The organism is Acinetobacter sp. 16 (genome assembly GCF_033439925.1).
GTDB classification, from domain to species: Bacteria; Pseudomonadota; Gammaproteobacteria; order Pseudomonadales; family Moraxellaceae; genus Acinetobacter; species Acinetobacter junii.
Window position 1 is genome coordinate 2,585,858 of sequence record NZ_CP137746.1, and the last position, 17,597, is coordinate 2,603,454.

Consider the following 17,597-nt stretch of genomic DNA (forward strand, 5'->3'; position numbering starts at 1 on the left):
GGGGACTGAACTTTCTTAATTAAAGAAAAGTTAGGGATGATTTTTAAATAATAAGTTATAGGTCAAGAATAAGTTTAGCCGGCTCTTCTAACAATTCTTTAATTGTTACTAAGAAACCTACTGCTTCTTTACCATCAATTAGACGGTGGTCATATGAAAGCGCTAAATACATCATTGGCAAGATTTCAACTTGTCCATTTACCGCCATAGGACGTTCTTGGATTTTATGCATACCAAGAATCGCTGTTTGTGGCTGGTTTAAAATAGGTGTTGAAAGTAATGAACCGAAAGTACCACCATTAGTAATAGTGAATGTACCGCCAGTCATCTCTTCGATCGATAATTTACCTTCACGTGCTTTAGCAGCATATGCAGCAATACCACCTTCTACTTCAGCATAGTTCATACGATCAGTATCACGAAGGATTGGCACAACTAAGCCACGATCAGAAGAAACTGCTACACCGATGTCATAGAAACCGTGATAAACAATATCATCACCATCAATCGACGCATTTACAGCTGGATAGCGTTTTAAAGCTTCTGTTGCTGCTTTAACAAAGAAAGACATGAAACCTAAACGAGCGCCATGGCGTTTTTCGAAAGCATCTTTATATTGCTTACGCATTTCCATGATCGGCTTCATGTTAACTTCATTGAATGTTGTTAACATTGCAGTTTGTTGGGTAGCCGCCAATAAACGCTCAGCAACACGCTTACGTAAACGTGTCATTGGAACACGTTTCTCGATACGTTCACCTACAGCAACGCTTAACGGCTGAACTGAAGCAGCTGGTTTATGATTTGCAACGTCTTCTTTAGTGATACGACCACCACGACCAGTACCTTGTACGTCAGCAGCATTGATACCTGTTTCAGATAATGCTTTACGAACAGCAGGGGCTTGGTTTTGATCAACAGCTTGAGTTGATGCAGCCGCAGCTGGGGCAGATGCCACAGGAGCCGCTGCAACTGGTGCAGCAGCTTCAGGAGCAGCCGCAGAAACAGCACCAGCTTCAAATTGAGCAATTACTTCATCAGAAAGAACTGTATCGCCTTCACCTTTGATGATCGCAACTAAGCTACCATCAGCTGGAGCAACCACTTCTAAAACAACTTTATCGGTTTCAATGTCACAGATCACTTCATCACGTGATACAGGTTCACCTACTTTTTTATGCCAAGTTGCGATCGTACCGTCAGCAACTGACTCTGGGAATACCGGTGCTTTAATTTCGGTTGCCATTATTTAGAATCTCCTGATTGTTCAGCTTCAATTGCAAGTGCGTCATTGACGAGCTGAGCTTGTTGTTTTGCATGCAAGTACGGTGAGCCACAAGCAGGTGCGGCAGATGCTTCACGTCCAGCATAGCTAATACGAATTTGTTTACCTGATTTAAGAACGTCTTCATACAAACGAGGAACGATAAATAACCAAGCGCCTTGGTTTTTAGGTTCTTCTTGCGCCCAAACAAGTTCTTGAATGTTTGGATATTGAGCCATAACTTCAGCTAAACGCTGTTCTGGATATGGATATAACTGTTCAATACGAACAATCGCGATATGGTTTAAACCAAGCTCACGACGTTTTTCGAGTAAATCGTAATAAACCTTACCACCACAAAGAACTAAACGAGTAACGTCAGCTTTGTTAATTTGATCGACTTCATCAATCACTGTTTGGAATGAACCATTTGCTAATTCATCTAAAGTTGAAGTCGCTAATTTATGACGTAGCAATGACTTTGGTGACATCACAATCATTGGCTTACGAATAGGACGAACCGCTTGACGACGTAAAGCATGGAAAATCTGTGCTGGTGTTGTAGGAGTCAATACTTGCATATTGTCTTCAGCACACAATTGTAAGAAACGCTCTAAACGTGCAGATGAATGCTCAGGACCCTGACCTTCATAACCATGTGGTAACAACATAGTTAAACCACATACGCGCTCCCACTTGGTTTCACCAGAAGCAATGAATTGGTCAATCACGACTTGCGCACAGTTTGCAAAGTCACCAAATTGTGCTTCCCAAACGATCAAGCTCTTCGGTAGAGTGGTTGCATAACCATATTCAAAAGCAAGCACAGCTTCTTCTGATAATAAAGAGTCATACACCGCAACACGTGGCTGATTTTCTTTAATGTGACACAACGGGATGTAAACAGAACCATCAACTTGGTTATGTAGTTTCGCATGGCGGTGAGAGAATGTACCACGCCCAACGTCTTCACCCGTAATACGTACTAGGAAGCCATCGTCCAGCAAAGATGCATACGCCAATGTTTCAGCAGCACCCCAGTTCAGTGGCATTTCACCTGTTTGCATTTTGATGCGGTCATCAATAACTTTTTGTACTTGGCGTTGTAATACAAAACCTTCAGGTAATGTATTCATTGTTTTGCCAAGTTCTTTTAAGCGATCAATGTTAAAGCTCGTATCCCAAACATCTGTATATTCATGACCTAGATATGGTGTCCAATCCACAAACATTTTTTTGTTTGGTTCACGTACTAATGCATTAGCAACATGGTTGCCCGCTTCTAAATCAGAACGATAACCTTCAACCATTTGATCAGCGCTTGCACGATCAAGTACTTTTTCTTGAACCAATTGATCAGCATAAAGCGTACGTGTAGTCGCTTTCTTATTAATCACTTGATACATCAACGGTTGAGTTGCAGATGGTTCATCTGCTTCGTTATGACCACGACGACGGTAACAGAACAAATCAATCACAACGTCTTTGCGGAATTCATGACGGAAATCATGTGCAAGTTGTGTTGCAAAAATTACAGCTTCAGGATCATCACCATTCACATGGAAAATTGGTGACTGAATCATTTTTGCTACGTCAGTACAGTATTCTGTAGAACGTGTATCGCGCGGATCTGAAGTCGTGAAACCAACTTGGTTATTAATAACGATATGAACTGTACCACCGACTGTATAACCACGTGTTTGTGACATTTGGAAGGTTTCTTGGTTAACACCTTGACCTGCAAATGCCGCATCACCGTGAACAATCACAGGAAGAACATCGTCACCACCAATATCTTTACGACGTACTTGACGAGCACGTACCGAACCTTCGACTACTGGTCCAACAATTTCTAAGTGCGATGGGTTAAATGCTAATGCTAAGTGAACCTCACCACCAGGCGTCATCACATTTGAAGAGAAACCTTGGTGATACTTAACATCACCAGAACCTTTTTTGTGTAGGCTCTTCCCTTCAAACTCACCAAACAAGTCGGCTGGGTTTTTACCCATAATGTTGACTAAAACGTTGAGACGACCACGGTGTGGCATACCAATCACAACTTCTTTACAACCAACACTACCTGCACGCTGAATGATCTCATTCATCATTGGAATAAAAGACTCACCGCCTTCCACACCAAAACGCTTAGCACCTACGAATTTTGTACCTAAATACTTTTCTAAGCCTTCTGCTGCAGTCAAACGCTCTAAAAAGCCTTTTTTCTGATCAGCTGAGAAATTAAATTTCCCACGAGCACCTTCCAAACGCTGCTGAATCCAACGTTTTTCTTTAGTGTCGACGATATGCATGTATTCTGCACCGATTGAGGTACAGTAAATTGCTTCCATTGCCTCAATCATTTCCGACAATGTAGCTTCTGCTTTACCAATCGCGAGATTACCTGTATTGAATACAGTATCAAGATCAGATTTTGTTAAACCATGTGCAGATAAATCGAGGTCAGGAACGTCTTCACGTTTCGCAAGACCTAATGGATCGAGTTTAGCTTTTTGATGACCACGGTTACGATAAGCAGCAATGAGTTGTAGTACACCAATTTGACGACGCTCATGCTCTGTGCTCACAGCACTTTGAACTACAGGTTGAATTCGGCTTGAATTACGACCCAAAAGCAGGAATTGTTCACGCACACTACCGTGTGGTTGATCCCCTTTAGGATATTTGTCGAAATATTCACGCCAATCCTCTGACACTGAGGTTGGAGATGTTAGATACTGTTCGTAAAGCTCTTCAATATACGCTGCACTATCAGCGGAAAGTTCAGTGTCAAGACGCAGTGCGTCAGCAACTTCTTGCATTTTTGGACCCATTTCCTATTGCAAAAAATAATACAGGCTGCCTTTTAAGCAGACCCATGATTCATAGTATCGAATTGGTAACAAGACACTACTACCCAAGATCATCCAACCTTAGGACATTATCACTACACATCAGGAGTATTCCTTTTGATGTAACAAATCAGTCACGCACCCATAAACAAGGCGCGCAACTCATTCTTATACTCGACGACATCGAGCAATTTTTTGCAAATCATTTTAGAAAAATTAACTAAATTTTTAACTTTTCTAAATTGACTTTGACTGAATAATCTGCATAAATCTTTTGTGAATATCTCCTGTATAACTTAAGGAATATCCTAATTTTTTGCTTTCAGTCGTTGGCAGAAATCCTAACATGTTATCAAGCTTGGATTGATTTTTTTGACACATACCATCCATAAATCAGCGAAATACACACATCAAATTATAATCTAATATAGCGCCCTTTCAAAAAAAGTTGCACTCTTATCGACCAAAGTTAAAGATTTTCTACAAATCTCGCACAAACTCTAAGCACAGTGCTCAAAAACGAATCAACGCAAAGCAATTGATCAACTTTTCTAATTCTTTTTATCTACATAAGTAATAAGCATACCAGCATCCTTGTAGCACAAAACATACTTTTATGACGCAAATAAAAAAACGGAAGCTTTTTTCAAAACTTCCGTTTCTTCTACAGGAAAACCGAATTAACCAGCTTGATCCAATAGCATATTACGAATGTGGCCAATTGCCTTAGTTGGGTTTAACCCTTTTGGACATACAGACACACAGTTCATGATTCCTTTACAACGGAATAATGAGAATGGGTCATCCAAACGCGCCAAACGCTCTTGAGTAGCAGTATCACGCGAATCGATAATAAAACGATAAGCATTTAACAGTGCAGATGGTCCCAAGAACTTGTCAGGGTTCCACCAGAACGATGGGCATGAAGTTGAACAACATGCACATAGAATACATTCATACAAACCATCAAGATGTTCACGATCTGCTTGAGACTGCAAACGCTCTTTCGCAGGAGCTGGCTGATTGTTGATCAAGAATGGCTGAATTTTATTGTATTGATCGTAGAATTGATTCATATCTACAACCAAGTCTTTTACAACTGGTAAACCAGGTAAAGGACGAATTACAATTTTTTCAGGCAAGTCATTCAAGTTCCACAAACATGCCAAACCATTTTTACCATTAATGTTCACACCATCAGAACCACAAATACCTTCACGGCAAGAACGGCGGAATGTTAATGTTTCATCCTGAACTTTTAATGCAAGTAACGCGTCAAGCAACATACGGTGCTTGTCAGTTAACTCTAACTTAAAAGTTTGCATGTATGGCGCTTTATCCTTATCAGGATCATAGCGGTAGATTTCGAATGTACGAGTACCTCTACTCATCTTTGTTCTCCCGATTAGAATGTACGTGGTTTAGGTTCAATAGCTTCAACCGTTAATGGATTGAAACGTACTGGTTTATATTCAAGACGATTGTCTGAAGAATACCATAACGTATGTTTCATCCACTCATCATCACGACGACCATAAGAGTAAGTCGGATGATCTGGAGCTAATTCATAATCAACAACGGTATGTGCACCACGACATTCTTTACGTGCAGCAGCAGAAATCAAGGTTGCTTTAGCAACTTCATACAAGTTTTCAACTTCTAATGCTTCAATACGTGCAGTGTTGAATACTTTAGATTTGTCTTTCAAATGAATGTTACGAACACGTGATTCAATCGCAAGAATTTCTTTAACACCTTTATCAAGTAATGCTTGAGTACGGAATACACCAGCATGATCTTGAACGATGTCACGAATTACATCAGCAACTTCTTGCGCATTTTCGCCAGATGTAGATTCATCCAACTTACGTACACGTGCCAATGTGCTTTCTAACACATCGTTTGGTAATGGAGCATAATCATCACCATGGTGTTTAGTCACATAATCAATAATGTGTTCACCAGCAGCTTTACCAAATACAACAAGGTCAAGCAACGAGTTAGTACCTAAACGGTTTGCACCATGAACAGATACACATGAGCACTCACCGATTGCATAGAAACCTTTAACTGGTTTCACATAATCACGTGTGCCTTTATATGTATATTGTTTTGTATCTTTATCATAATGAGCAGAGAATTCACCCTCTTCAACACCATGAGGTACAACAACTTGACCATGGATATTCGTTGGAATACCACCCATTTGATAATGGATTGTTGGCACTACAGGAATTGGCTCTTTAGTACAGTCAACGTTCGCGAATTTCTTACCAATCTCAAATACTGATGGTAAACGCTTCATGATGGTATCAGCACCCAAGTGTGTCATATCTAATAGGATATAATCACCTTTTGGACCACAACCACGCCCTTCTTTAATTTCTTGGTCCATAGAACGAGATACAAAATCACGTGGAGCCAAGTCTTTTAAAGTCGGTGCATAACGTTCCATGAATGGTTCGCCGTCTTTGTTGCGAAGGATACCACCCTCACCACGACAACCCTCAGTTAACAATACACCAGCGCCCGCAACACCCGTTGGGTGGAATTGCCAGAATTCCATATCTTGTAATGGAATACCCGCACGAGCAGCCATACCCAAACCATCACCAGTATTAATGTAGGCATTGGTAGATGCACGGTAAACACGGCCAGCACCACCTGTAGCAAACAATGTTGCTTTAGCTTGGAATACTGCGATGTTACCTGTTTCTTGATCAATTGCAGTTACACCAAGCACATCACCTTCTTCGTTACGAATTAGATCTAATGCAATCCATTCAACAAAGAATTGAGTACCCATTTTTACGTTGCTTTGATACAACGTGTGTAGTAGTGCATGACCAGTACGGTCAGCTGCAGCACAAGCACGTGGAACTGCTTTTTCACCGTAGTTTGCAGAGTGACCACCAAATGGACGCTGATAAATCGTACCATCTTCGTTACGGTCAAAAGGCATACCTAAATGCTCTAACTCATAAACAACTTTCGGTGCTTCACGAGTCATAAACTCAATCGCATCTTGGTCGCCTAACCAGTCAGAACCTTTTACTGTGTCGTAGAAATGATAATGCCAGTTATCTTCTTGCATATTTCCTAACGATGCACCAATACCACCTTGAGCAGCAACTGTATGCGAACGTGTTGGGAATACTTTGGTTAATACAGCAACTTTCAAACCTGCTTGAGCAAGTTGGTAAGCAGCACGCATACCAGAACCACCACCACCAACGATAACTGAATCGAATGATAGTGTTTGAATATTTGAATAATTTTCTTTAGGGGTAGTTGCCATGATCTCTTCCTATCAATTTGCCCAGAAAATCTGGATACCCCAGATTGCGTATACGAACACTGAAATAATGACAGCAGAAGTTAACACAAGGCGTAAACCTGAAGCCGAAGGACCCATTTGACGTGTCGTTACATAATCTGTAAAGACTTGCCACATACCAATCCAAGCGTGCGCAACAAGCGATAACACAGCTAACAATGAGAAAATTTTCATTGGAAGCGTTAGCATAAAGCCAGCCCATTGCTCATAACCGAATCCACTATTGCATAGGATCCAGCCAAACATAACGACAGTATAAGCAGCTAAAACTACAGCTGATACACGTTGGATATACCAATCGCGAGAACCTGAACCCGTTAAACCTGTAGCACTTTTCATTAGAACATAATCCATACAAAAGCTGCGACAATACCGATCACAGATAAGATCAACGAAACTGTAGCTGCAATACGACCACTTTGTAATTCCTCAGCAAAACCAAGGCCAGCAAGTAGATGTTTGATACCTGCAATAAAATGGAAGATTAAGCCTGCTACAAATACCCATACGATGAAACGTACTAAGATATTTCCGAAAACGACATTTTTTACGTAGTCAAATCCTTCTGGTGAAGATAGAGATTTATCCAAAATCCACAAAAGAACAGCGACTAATAAGAAAACGATTACACCAGATAGACGGTGTAGAATTGATGCAATAGCCACGGGTGAGCGTAAATTTACCGCTAACACCTGACCCATGGACAAATTGACAGGTCTGTTGCTTTTCACAGCGGGCATCCTGTAGGTAGAAACTCCAACTGGAGTTTGTTTGAATTAATTCAAAGGAAAGCTGGCATTGTCAGGCAAGCACAGCACATGCCTAACCTATATAACGACAACGAATTATAAAACGTGAAATATCAAAATACAAACAATCAGCTTTCTCTTTAGTCGAAAAAAGCCTTAAATAAGAATCATTCACAAGAATAAGCAAGAAAAATCAATAAGCTCACCATACAAAAAAATACATATCATATTGATTTTTAAAAATATTACATCAAATACGATTTATTATTTTTATTTTTAAATTTCGAATATATTCCTTCAAAATCATTAAGAAATTATTAAAGCATCATACTAAAGTCATATATTTGGATCGATTATTTATATACTCAGAAATAATACCCCTCATTTTAATAATAAATATAACTAAGCAATAATCTATCAAGCAAAGATGATTTTAGTTAAAAATTAGTCATTTTTTAATCAGTTGATCGCACCATAATAGAACAAATAAAAATTCCTTTATTTTTCAATCAACATTTTTTTTAATGATAATTTAAATCTAAGGCATGAGAAATATAGGGTTTTGGCATTTTATTTCAAAAAATTTTAAGAATCTATAAATCAAAAAGTGTTAAAAATTTACTTACAATTGTACTGATGCTTCATTTTTTTTCTGCACCTAAAACATGATTTGACATATTATACTCGACCGGTGCTGTGATTTTACTCAATTTTCCCGTTGATACTGAATGACTAATTGACTGTGATAACGTCATTTTTTATCCCTAAGTATAATTGACAAAATTTTAGTAGCCACTAATCTTATAGCAAATTTTGACACCGTCTGATTCGCACATGACAAGATTAGGATTTCGAGTCAGATAATCATTCACCAGGACAGGAGATCTATTGAATGTCTGCAGCAACTGGCAAAAAAGCCGTATTACAGCTTGATGGCAAAGAAATTGAATTACCAATTTACAGCGGCACATTGGGCCCAGATGTAATTGACGTTAAAGATGTATTAGCATCAGGTCACTTTACTTTCGATCCTGGTTTTATGGCGACAGCGGCTTGCGAATCTAAGATCACATTCATTGACGGTGACAAAGGTGTTTTATTACACCGTGGTTATCCAATTGATCAATTAGCGACTCAAGCAGACTACTTAGAAACTTGTTATTTATTATTAAATGGCGAGCTTCCAAATGCTGAACAAAAAACTGAATTTGACGCAAAAGTACGTAACCACACTATGGTTCACGACCAAGTAAGCCGTTTCTTCAATGGTTTCCGTCGTGATGCTCACCCTATGGCGATCATGGTTGGTGTAGTTGGTGCTTTATCTGCGTTCTATCACAACGGTTTAGACATCGAAGATGTTAACCATCGTGAAATCACTGCAATTCGTTTAATCGCGAAAATCCCTACGCTTGCAGCGTGGAGCTACAAGTACACTGTAGGTCAACCATTCATTTACCCTCGTAATGATTTAAGCTACGCAGAAAACTTCTTACACATGATGTTTGCTACGCCTGCTGATCGTGACTACAAAGTAAATCCTGTTCTTGCGCGCGCAATGGACCGTATTTTCACGCTTCATGCTGACCACGAACAAAATGCATCGACTTCTACAGTTCGTCTTGCAGGTTCTACTGGTGCAAACCCTTATGCATGTATCTCTGCTGGTATCTCTGCACTTTGGGGACCTGCTCACGGTGGTGCAAACGAAGCTGTACTTAAAATGTTAGATGAAATTGGTAGCGTTGAAAACGTTGCTGAATTCATGGAAAAAGTAAAACGTAAAGAAGTGAAGCTTATGGGCTTCGGTCACCGCGTTTATAAAAACTTTGACCCTCGCGCTAAAGTAATGAAGCAAACTTGTGACGAAGTTCTTGAAGCATTAGGCATCAACGATCCACAATTGCAGCTTGCTATGGAACTTGAGCGTATTGCATTGAACGACCCGTACTTCGTAGAGCGTAAGCTTTACCCGAACGTAGACTTCTACTCAGGTATCATCTTAAAAGCGATTGGTATCCCAACAGAAATGTTTACTGTAATTTTCGCTCTTGCACGTACTGTTGGTTGGATCAGCCACTGGTTAGAAATGCACAGCGGTCCTTACAAAATCGGTCGTCCGCGTCAGCTTTATACTGGCTCGACTCAACGCGATATCAAACGTTAATTTTCAACAGAATCTTAATGTTAAAAAAGCTGCCTGATGGCAGCTTTTTTTATTAGATACTTAATTTATAAAATAAATTAACGTCCCCACTCTACGTCTTTCGCATAAGGTTCTACCATTTTGATACGCTTCACATTCTCTTTTTCAATTTTAGTTAGACGTGAATCCACATTAGTAAAACACGGCATGTACCAATCATAATCAGCAAATGTAGCAGCCCAACTTTTATTCTGGAATGCATACCCATGGCGTGCATAGATTTCATTACGCATATATTGCAACTCACCTAAAGCAACTTGTAGATCTGCATCTTTTAATAATTTACGAGATGCTTCTGGATAGTTACCTTCATCTTTTGCATAGTTACACTGCTGTGCTTTCAAGCTAAAAAACTTTGGTTTAACTGTTTTGCTACTGGGTAACCATTGTGCATCGATCTCTGTAGCATTATTTTTATAATCTAAAATGAACTGACCAAAGGTAGCACCTTGTCCTAATTCATTCAAAGTTACCTTATAAACTGAGCCACTTTTTTGAAGACTTCCCTTAAATTTAGTTTGCTTTCCATTTAACAAACCATACCCTGTGAGTTGATCTCCTTTCTGTTGAAAGAACAAAGAAATTTTTTGTTCATCGTTATACAATCCTGTCCAAGATGAGGCGAGCTGTGGGGTTTGGGCAAAACTCAAAGTACAACATGTTAAAGCAGCTGTAAAAGTTAAAAACTTAACTAATTTATTCATATTTTTATGCTCATCAAATATAAAGTTATTGCATTTATTCTTAGTCAATCATGATAACAGCGATCAATGATATGTGGAAAACTCTAAACCCTCTTACTCGACTTATAACCACATTCATTTTCTTCTACTTATTTATATTGATGGTAGAAATTTGTATTCAATATTTTCCTTGGTCAAATCAATCTAATTTTTTAGTCCTAAAGCAAGATGTCGTCCTGACTCAGCCTTGGCGCATCGCCTTCCAAATTCATGTCTTAACGAGCAGTTTTGTTCTTTTAGCTGGCTTTACTCAATTTTCACAATATATTCGTAAAAAATTTAGTCTTGTTCATCGTTATGCAGGTTGGATTTATATTGTTTCGACTCTAGGTTTTGCACTACCGAGCGGTTTGATATTGGCGGTGTATGCCAATGGCGGCTTCAGTACCCAATTGTGTTTTATTTTGCTAGGACTTCTTTGGGGAGTCAGCACTTTAATTGCGCTTTATTTTGCGATCAGGAAACAATGGTTTCGACATCGTGACTGGATGATAAGAAGTTTTGCTTTAGCTTTATCTGCCTTGAGTTTAAGAACATGGAAACTCGTGTTGTACGAACTACAACCTTACGTTGAGTGGCTAACACCAATCCATATATATCAACTAGAAGCATGGCTAGGCTGGACGATTAATTTATTGATCGCAGAAGTTATTATTTACTATATCAGCCACAAAAGAGCTTAGATTTCATCTTCTTCTAATGTCCGTAACAAATTCGAACTAATCCCATCCGCACGAAGCCAAGCCAGTTCATAACTCGCTTTCGCTAAAGCCAATACTCTTCTCTCGAATTCATCCCATACAGGCTTCACTTGTGCATCCACAATCCCCAGACCACTTTCCTGAGCTAAGTACTTATTTTTTTCGCATATCTTTAATGCATGATAAAGCTTGCGACCTTTCGTTGCCGTATCTAATACTCGAATCCGCTTATTATGAATAAAGTCCTCTACCTGTTGCATATTTGCATGAGGTAACAAAGGCACAAGAATTTGATCAAGTTGTGCATCTAAACGTTGCCAAACTGTGAGTCGCTGTTCTGGTGTATATGTATTCCAATGAATCACTTCATGATTAAAACGGCGACATCCTCGGCACACCAAATCACCAAATACGGTTGAACAACGCCCTGCACATGGGGTCAATGATGGGATTCGACGATCATTACTCAAAACACATTCCTCTAAAACCATATCAATTTTATGGTTTTCTCGCTTATTTTCAAATTTCACGCTAAAATACGCGCCTTGATTTTCCTATCTTAATACATTTGGAGTTATCCATGAACGCTACTGTAGAACAGCTTGCACCTGTAGAACAGCAAGCGACCAATAATTGGGTTGTTGCGGCACTATATCAATTTAAAGAAGTTTCAGATGCAGCGGATCTGCAACAGCGTCTTTTAACACTAGTGAGTAGCATCAATTTATGTGGAACTCTGATTGTTGCACCAGAAGGAATCAACGGTACTGTCGCTGGTGATCGCACAGCAATTGATACTGTACATCAATTTTTGCTGAACGAAGGTTTCAACGAAATGGAATATAAAGAGTCTTTTAGCTCTGATAAACCATTCCGCAAAATGAAAATTAAACTCAAAAAAGAGATCGTAACTTTAGGTGTAGAAGTTAAACCCCGTGATCTAGTAGGTCATTACCTCGACCCTAAAGAGTGGAATGAGTTAATTAGCCGTGATGATGTAATTTTAATCGACACACGTAATGACTATGAATATAAAGCAGGCACGTTTAAGGGTGCAATTGATCCTAAAACTGAAACTTTCCGTGAGTTCCCTGAATACGTAAAGCAAAACTTAGAACAACACAAAGATAAGAAAATCGCCATGTTCTGTACAGGTGGTATTCGTTGTGAGAAATCAACATCATTACTCTTACAAGAAGGATTTAATGAGGTATATCACCTTAAAGGCGGTATTCTTAAATATCTAGAAGAAACCCCAGCAGAAGAAAGTTTATGGGAAGGCGAATGTTTCGTATTTGATGGCCGCACCGCAGTAACACATGGTGTTGAAGAAGGCGAAAATATTAAATGTCATGCATGTGGCTGGCCTCTTACTAAAGAAGAAGCTGAATTACCTAGCTATGAACATGGAGTTTCTTGTGTTTTCTGTATTGATAAAACTACAGAAAAACAAAAAGAAGGTTTCCGCATGCGCCAATCACAAATTGCAGCAGCAAAACGCAAACGCCTATAATTTATTGTTATGCTCAAAAGCCGTAGTTTTCTACGGCTTTTTTATACGAGAAAATAATAACCATTCATCTATTGTATGCTTAAGAAAGCATCACTATCCTCTAATCAATCAAAATACGTAGCAAGGTACTATGGGACTAGAAGACTGGGTCTTATCTGTGATGGAAAAGCTGGGATATTTGGGTATTGCATTCTTAATGTTTTTAGACAATATTTTTCCACCGATACCATCTGAAATTATTATGCCCTCTGCTGGTTATACAGCCTCTAAAGGTGATTTGACTTTAATTGGTGTCATTATTGCGGGCAGTACAGGATCTTTACTTGCTGCGATGGTGCTATATTGGATTGGTCGAAAAATTCCTGAGCAACGATTATTCATCTTTATAGAGCATTACGGAAAATTTCTAAGAATAAAGGTAAGTGATCTTGAAAAAGCATTAACTTGGTTTAACAAACATGGACATAAGATTGTTTTCTTTGGTCGTATGATTCCAGCTGTACGCTCTCTCATAAGTATTCCCGCGGGTATGAGTAGGATGCCTTTTGGTAAATTTATGACCTACAGTGCCTTAGGAACGATTCTATGGACTACTTTTTTAGCCTACTTAGGTTATCACTTTAGCGAAAATCAAGCTTTGATGACGCTGATTATGCAACGTGTCGGTTATATTATTTTAGCTCTAGCTTTACTGTATATCATTTGGATTATTGCAAGAAGGTTCAAAAAAAATCATAAAGATAAACACTGAGACTTATTTTCAATTATTTTTATCTGAGACAAATTATGAAACATGAATTTTGGCATGACAAATGGCAAAAAAATGAAATTGGGTTTCATCTCAATCAACCTCATTCACTATTAGTTAAATATATTGACTCCTTAAATCTAGAGAAAAACAATCGTATTTTCCTTCCATTGTGTGGGAAAAGCTTAGATATTCATTGGTTGTTAGCACAAGGTTATCATCTGATTGGAATTGATCTTAGTCCGATTGCAATCGAAGAATTAATGGCCGAACTTGCTATTCCATTTACTGAAAGAAAACTGGAAAAATTAACTCATTATCACCATCCTCAAATTGATCTATTTGTTGGTGATTTCTTTGAGTTGACTTCAAGCCATATTGGTAAAATTGATGCGATTTATGATCGAGCTGCTCTAGTAGCTTTACCTGAAGAAATGCGAACCGATTATGCACAACATTTGATGCAAATTAGCAATCAGGCAACTCAATTACTCATTAGTTTTGAATATGATCAAAGCGTGATGGCGGGTCCTCCTTTCTCTATTTCCCCTCAACAGCTTAAAGACTATTATTCAAAACAGTACCAACTGCAATTACTTGATAGTCAAACAGAATTACTCAAAGGAAAGGTTGATGCTGAAGAAAAGATTTGGCTATTAAAGCCTTACTAAATACATATCAACTTATTAAAACCACAGTAAAAGCTGTGGTTTTAATTACTTATTATTTATAATTCACGTTCAAGTTATTTAAAAAATAAAATTAACATATAGATTTGAATTACTTATAGACCCAAAATCAAATCATAAAGGGAAATCATAATGAAATATTATCTATGGATATTTACAGGTATTTATACACTCACGCTACTTATTTTTGGATTATTGGTCTACTTTATAGATCTATCAAGTTCGGTAATCCTCCCATAAATAAACGAAGTTAAAAGTAGAGGTTAAGCAGCCATTAGAGGTGGCTTTCCTTTGTTAGCTTGATGTGGTCTTTCATGGTTGTAATGCCACAACCAGTTTGTTGCATAATCTTGTACTTCATCCAAAGTATCAAATAAATGCTTGCTCAGCCAACTATAACGTATGGTCCGATTATAGCGTTCAATATACGCATTCTGCTGTGGCTTACCCGGTTGAATATATTCAATACGAATACCGTGCTCAGTAGCCCAACGCACAAATTCGTGACTGATAAATTCGGGACCATTATCGCATCGGATCACTAACGGTTTTTCTCTCCACTCCAGCAATTGATTCAACGTACGAATAACCCTGATTGTGGGCAATCAGAACCCTGCTTCAATGGCTAGGCCTTCGCGGCGGTAATCATCAATCACATTCAATAATCGAAACTTGCGACCATCGGAAAGCTGATCATGCATAAAATCTAATGACCAAACCTGATTTTCTCGGATTGGTTCTTTCAATGGTTCAGGCGCATGCCGTTTTAGTCTTCTTCTCGGTTTAATACGCAGATTCAGTGCCAACTCACAGTAAATGCGGTAAACCCGCTTGTGATTCCAGCAGCAACTCTCAACATGCCGTAAATACGAGAAGCACAAACCAAAGCCCCAATCGGAATTTTCCTCAGTGAGTTCAATGAGCTGTTCAGCAATGAGTGCATTGTCATCGCTGAGTTTGGCTTGATAGCGGTAGCAGGTTTCACTAATGCCAAATGCTTTACAAGCCAAACGAATACTAATGGCATGCTGGGCAACTGCCTGTTGTGCCATCTTACGCCGGCAAGATGGCTTTACCCTTGCGCAGCAGTGCTGCTCATTGCCATCGCTTCCTGGATGATTTCGGCCTTTAATCGCTCTTCCGCATACATCTTTTTAAGTCTGGTATTTTCGGCTTCTAGCTCTTTCAGTCGAGCCATTAATGATGTATCCATACCACCATATTTGGCACGCCATTTATAAAAGGTAGCATTACTCATGCCGTGTTCACGGCAAAGGGTCGCTACAGGTGTGCCAGATTCTGCCTGTTTCAAGATGGACATGATCTGACTGTCAGTAAATTTAGATGTTTTCATGCAGAATCTCCTGCTCGTATCTTAAGAGAAAATTCTACTTTTAGATCCTATTATTTTTAGGGGGGATTACCCTTCTACTACTGTGCCGACCTTAATTGCAGCAGGATTTTTTACGTCATGGATCTTTGTAAAACGCGAACAAAGAGTCCCTAATCCTCAAGAACGTAAGCATCTAATTTTAGGATCAATTGCGAGTAACTTAATTATCAGTACAATCCTCGTCGTGATTGCATTATTTTTTATTGCACCTATTCAAACATCTATTGAGATTATTAAACACATTCCTATATGGCTTTGGATTTTGGTGACTATATTTTTAATATTAGTTGAATATTTTATTTTTCATCTCAGCTATGGCTGGTATGCAAAGCAATGCCTAAAAGGACTTGAGAATAAAAAACATCTTAATTGAGATGTTTAGAACCAAGAATTAATTAGTTGCTGGGCTTATTAGGTGTCAGTTTAATCTTTTCTCAAATATAAAACATTCAATCTAATCGATCAAAATATAAATTTAAAGATATAAAAAACGCCCATTATTGGACGTTTTTTATATCAAATTTCATCAACTTAATAAGCTGATAAATACAACATATTATGCTGGAGTATGATACATGAGATAGATTTCGTTCAGATTATCTGGAATTTCTTCTGCTAACTCATCCATCAATTGACCATTACGACGGAAAGACTCCATCTGAGGATCTTCTTCATCAATACCGCTGAAGACCATGATTGGTAAAGTTAAATCTACAAGTTGCTCTTCAAACTCAGGTGTAAACCAAGCATCCTCGTTCAAGAACATTGCATCAACGAAACCTACACTCCAATCACCCAAACTTGATTCAACGTCTGCTTCTTCGATTTCAAAAGGAAATTCGATTCCGTTTTCGTTTGCCAAGTCTTGTCTTAGAGACTCTAACCATAACTTAACTTGTTCAACGATTTCGCTAGGAACTTTCTTTTGATTATTATCAAAAAGTTCTTCTAACCAACGATCAAACTTTGGACCTACGGCTATTGCACACAGAAAACCATGAGTCGCTGCAAAATCCAGACCGTATTCGTTTTGATCACCGTCAAGATAATTACTCAATAAGTCTAAATCTAACGTACTCATTCTTTATCCAAATTTTAAAAATATTTCGTCAACAGCATAACATTTTAAGACTTAAAGTCTCAGAAATTTTGCTCAGTCTTCGTCGTCGAGATCATCGTCGTCGAAATCATAATCAAAATCTTTTAATTCTCGTTCTAAACGACGTTGAGCCAATAGATCATCAATCAAACGGCGCTTTTCTAATGATTCTTTGGCGCTGATTTTTCCTGATGACTCATCAAAACCAACATCATCATCGCCGTAGTTATCATCATCTAATTCAAAATCTGTAGAAGACACTAACACTACCTCTAACAATGAAAAATATAAATGGGTCTAGCC

16 protein-coding genes and 1 pseudogene are annotated in these 17,597 nt (G+C 38.6%); 6 read left to right on the forward strand and 11 right to left on the reverse strand.

Annotation, left to right across the window (positions count from 1 at the left end):
* Positions 1-55: 55 nt before the first annotated feature.
* The 6 genes from odhB to sdhC form a co-directional block, all read right to left on the reverse strand.
* A complete protein-coding gene (gene odhB, locus R2H34_RS12500; RefSeq protein WP_004963584.1) occupies positions 56-1,246 on the reverse strand; it encodes a 2-oxoglutarate dehydrogenase complex dihydrolipoyllysine-residue succinyltransferase in 1,191 nt (396 codons plus the stop codon).
* The gene (locus R2H34_RS12505) at positions 1,246-4,086 is read right to left on the reverse strand and encodes a 2-oxoglutarate dehydrogenase E1 component (protein WP_004908351.1); all 2,841 of its coding nucleotides are present in this window, start codon (positions 4,084-4,086) and stop codon (positions 1,246-1,248) included. Before R2H34_RS12505 ends, odhB begins: the two co-directional genes overlap by 1 nt.
* A gap of 710 nt (positions 4,087-4,796) precedes the next feature.
* On the reverse strand, positions 4,797-5,507 hold the full coding sequence (locus R2H34_RS12510; protein WP_004908354.1) for a succinate dehydrogenase iron-sulfur subunit: 711 nt from the start codon (positions 5,505-5,507) through the stop codon (positions 4,797-4,799).
* 14 nt (positions 5,508-5,521) lie between these two features.
* Positions 5,522-7,417, reverse strand: coding sequence for a succinate dehydrogenase flavoprotein subunit (sdhA, locus tag R2H34_RS12515; protein WP_035336742.1), 1,896 nt, complete (start codon positions 7,415-7,417; stop codon positions 5,522-5,524).
* 9 nt (positions 7,418-7,426) lie between these two features.
* Positions 7,427-7,792 carry a succinate dehydrogenase, hydrophobic membrane anchor protein gene (sdhD, locus tag R2H34_RS12520; RefSeq protein ID WP_004908359.1) on the reverse strand — a complete coding sequence of 122 codons (366 nt, stop codon included), beginning with the start codon at positions 7,790-7,792 and terminating at the stop codon, positions 7,427-7,429.
* The gene (sdhC, locus tag R2H34_RS12525; RefSeq protein WP_042892385.1) at positions 7,792-8,193 is read right to left on the reverse strand and encodes a succinate dehydrogenase, cytochrome b556 subunit; all 402 of its coding nucleotides are present in this window, start codon (positions 8,191-8,193) and stop codon (positions 7,792-7,794) included. Before sdhC ends, sdhD begins: the two co-directional genes overlap by 1 nt.
* Before the next feature lie 901 nt (positions 8,194-9,094).
* Between sdhC and gltA the strand changes: the two genes are divergently transcribed.
* Positions 9,095-10,369: a citrate synthase gene (gene gltA / locus R2H34_RS12530; RefSeq protein WP_004908368.1), complete on the forward strand. Its 1,275-nt coding sequence runs from the start codon at positions 9,095-9,097 to the stop codon at positions 10,367-10,369.
* A gap of 77 nt (positions 10,370-10,446) precedes the next feature.
* Here gltA and R2H34_RS12535 read toward each other — a convergent pair whose 3' ends face one another.
* Complete coding sequence (locus R2H34_RS12535) at positions 10,447-11,112, reverse strand: YARHG domain-containing protein (RefSeq protein WP_087540156.1); 666 nt, start codon at positions 11,110-11,112, stop codon at positions 10,447-10,449.
* A gap of 71 nt (positions 11,113-11,183) precedes the next feature.
* On the opposite strand from R2H34_RS12535, the gene R2H34_RS12540 reads away from it, so the two are divergent.
* Positions 11,184-11,834, forward strand: a complete 651-nt coding sequence (locus tag R2H34_RS12540; protein ID WP_171425416.1) for a DUF2306 domain-containing protein — start codon at positions 11,184-11,186, stop codon at positions 11,832-11,834.
* Here the strand turns inward: R2H34_RS12540 and R2H34_RS12545 are convergent.
* Positions 11,831-12,322, reverse strand: coding sequence for a DUF1289 domain-containing protein (locus R2H34_RS12545; RefSeq protein ID WP_112987686.1), 492 nt, complete (start codon positions 12,320-12,322; stop codon positions 11,831-11,833). The two genes, R2H34_RS12540 and R2H34_RS12545, sit on opposite strands and share 4 nt — an antisense overlap.
* A 110-nt stretch (positions 12,323-12,432) precedes the next feature.
* Here R2H34_RS12545 and R2H34_RS12550 point away from each other — a divergent pair, with 110 nt between their 5' ends.
* The 3 genes from R2H34_RS12550 (at position 12,433) to tmpT (ending at position 14,784) form a co-directional block, all read left to right on the forward strand.
* Positions 12,433-13,365 carry a rhodanese-related sulfurtransferase gene (locus R2H34_RS12550; protein WP_042892386.1) on the forward strand — a complete coding sequence of 311 codons (933 nt, stop codon included), beginning with the start codon at positions 12,433-12,435 and terminating at the stop codon, positions 13,363-13,365.
* 130 nt (positions 13,366-13,495) lie between these two features.
* Positions 13,496-14,116, forward strand: a complete 621-nt coding sequence (locus tag R2H34_RS12555) for a DedA family protein (RefSeq protein ID WP_125298141.1) — start codon at positions 13,496-13,498, stop codon at positions 14,114-14,116.
* 35 nt (positions 14,117-14,151) lie between these two features.
* Positions 14,152-14,784: a thiopurine S-methyltransferase gene (tmpT, locus tag R2H34_RS12560; protein WP_042892392.1), complete on the forward strand. Its 633-nt coding sequence runs from the start codon at positions 14,152-14,154 to the stop codon at positions 14,782-14,784.
* 281 nt (positions 14,785-15,065) lie between these two features.
* Here the strand turns inward: tmpT and R2H34_RS12565 are convergent.
* A pseudogene (locus R2H34_RS12565) lies at positions 15,066-16,156 on the reverse strand (IS3 family transposase).
* A gap of 82 nt (positions 16,157-16,238) precedes the next feature.
* Between R2H34_RS12565 and R2H34_RS12570 the strand changes: the two are divergent.
* Positions 16,239-16,568: an ABZJ_00895 family protein gene (locus tag R2H34_RS12570; RefSeq protein WP_228144197.1), complete on the forward strand. Its 330-nt coding sequence runs from the start codon at positions 16,239-16,241 to the stop codon at positions 16,566-16,568.
* A gap of 183 nt (positions 16,569-16,751) precedes the next feature.
* On the opposite strand, the gene R2H34_RS12575 is transcribed toward R2H34_RS12570, so the two are convergent.
* Positions 16,752-17,276, reverse strand: coding sequence for a YecA family protein (locus tag R2H34_RS12575; protein WP_004908396.1), 525 nt, complete (start codon positions 17,274-17,276; stop codon positions 16,752-16,754).
* Positions 17,277-17,348: 72 nt separating this feature from the next.
* Positions 17,349-17,555, reverse strand: a complete 207-nt coding sequence (locus R2H34_RS12580) for a PA3496 family putative envelope integrity protein (protein ID WP_004908399.1) — start codon at positions 17,553-17,555, stop codon at positions 17,349-17,351.
* Positions 17,556-17,597: the final 42 nt, after the last annotated feature.

What these genes read in the sequence shown, in the direction of transcription:
- odhB (WP_004963584.1), bottom strand. Translation starts at nt 1,246, where the DNA reads ATGGCAACCGAAATTAAAGCACCGGTATTCCCAGAGTCAGTTGCTGAC.
- R2H34_RS12505 (WP_004908351.1), bottom strand. Translation starts at nt 4,086, where the DNA reads ATGCAAGAAGTTGCTGACGCACTGCGTCTTGACACTGAACTTTCCGCT.
- R2H34_RS12510 (WP_004908354.1), bottom strand. Translation starts at nt 5,507, where the DNA reads ATGAGTAGAGGTACTCGTACATTCGAAATCTACCGCTATGATCCTGAT.
- sdhD (WP_004908359.1), bottom strand. Translation starts at nt 7,792, where the DNA reads ATGAAAAGTGCTACAGGTTTAACGGGTTCAGGTTCTCGCGATTGGTAT.
- sdhC (WP_042892385.1), bottom strand. Translation starts at nt 8,193, where the DNA reads ATGCCCGCTGTGAAAAGCAACAGACCTGTCAATTTGTCCATGGGTCAG.
- gltA (WP_004908368.1), top strand. Translation starts at nt 9,095, where the DNA reads ATGTCTGCAGCAACTGGCAAAAAAGCCGTATTACAGCTTGATGGCAAA.
- R2H34_RS12535 (WP_087540156.1), bottom strand. Translation starts at nt 11,112, where the DNA reads ATGAATAAATTAGTTAAGTTTTTAACTTTTACAGCTGCTTTAACATGT.
- R2H34_RS12540 (WP_171425416.1), top strand. Translation starts at nt 11,184, where the DNA reads ATGTGGAAAACTCTAAACCCTCTTACTCGACTTATAACCACATTCATT.
- R2H34_RS12550 (WP_042892386.1), top strand. Translation starts at nt 12,433, where the DNA reads ATGAACGCTACTGTAGAACAGCTTGCACCTGTAGAACAGCAAGCGACC.
- R2H34_RS12555 (WP_125298141.1), top strand. Translation starts at nt 13,496, where the DNA reads ATGGGACTAGAAGACTGGGTCTTATCTGTGATGGAAAAGCTGGGATAT.
- tmpT (WP_042892392.1), top strand. Translation starts at nt 14,152, where the DNA reads ATGAAACATGAATTTTGGCATGACAAATGGCAAAAAAATGAAATTGGG.
- R2H34_RS12575 (WP_004908396.1), bottom strand. Translation starts at nt 17,276, where the DNA reads ATGAGTACGTTAGATTTAGACTTATTGAGTAATTATCTTGACGGTGAT.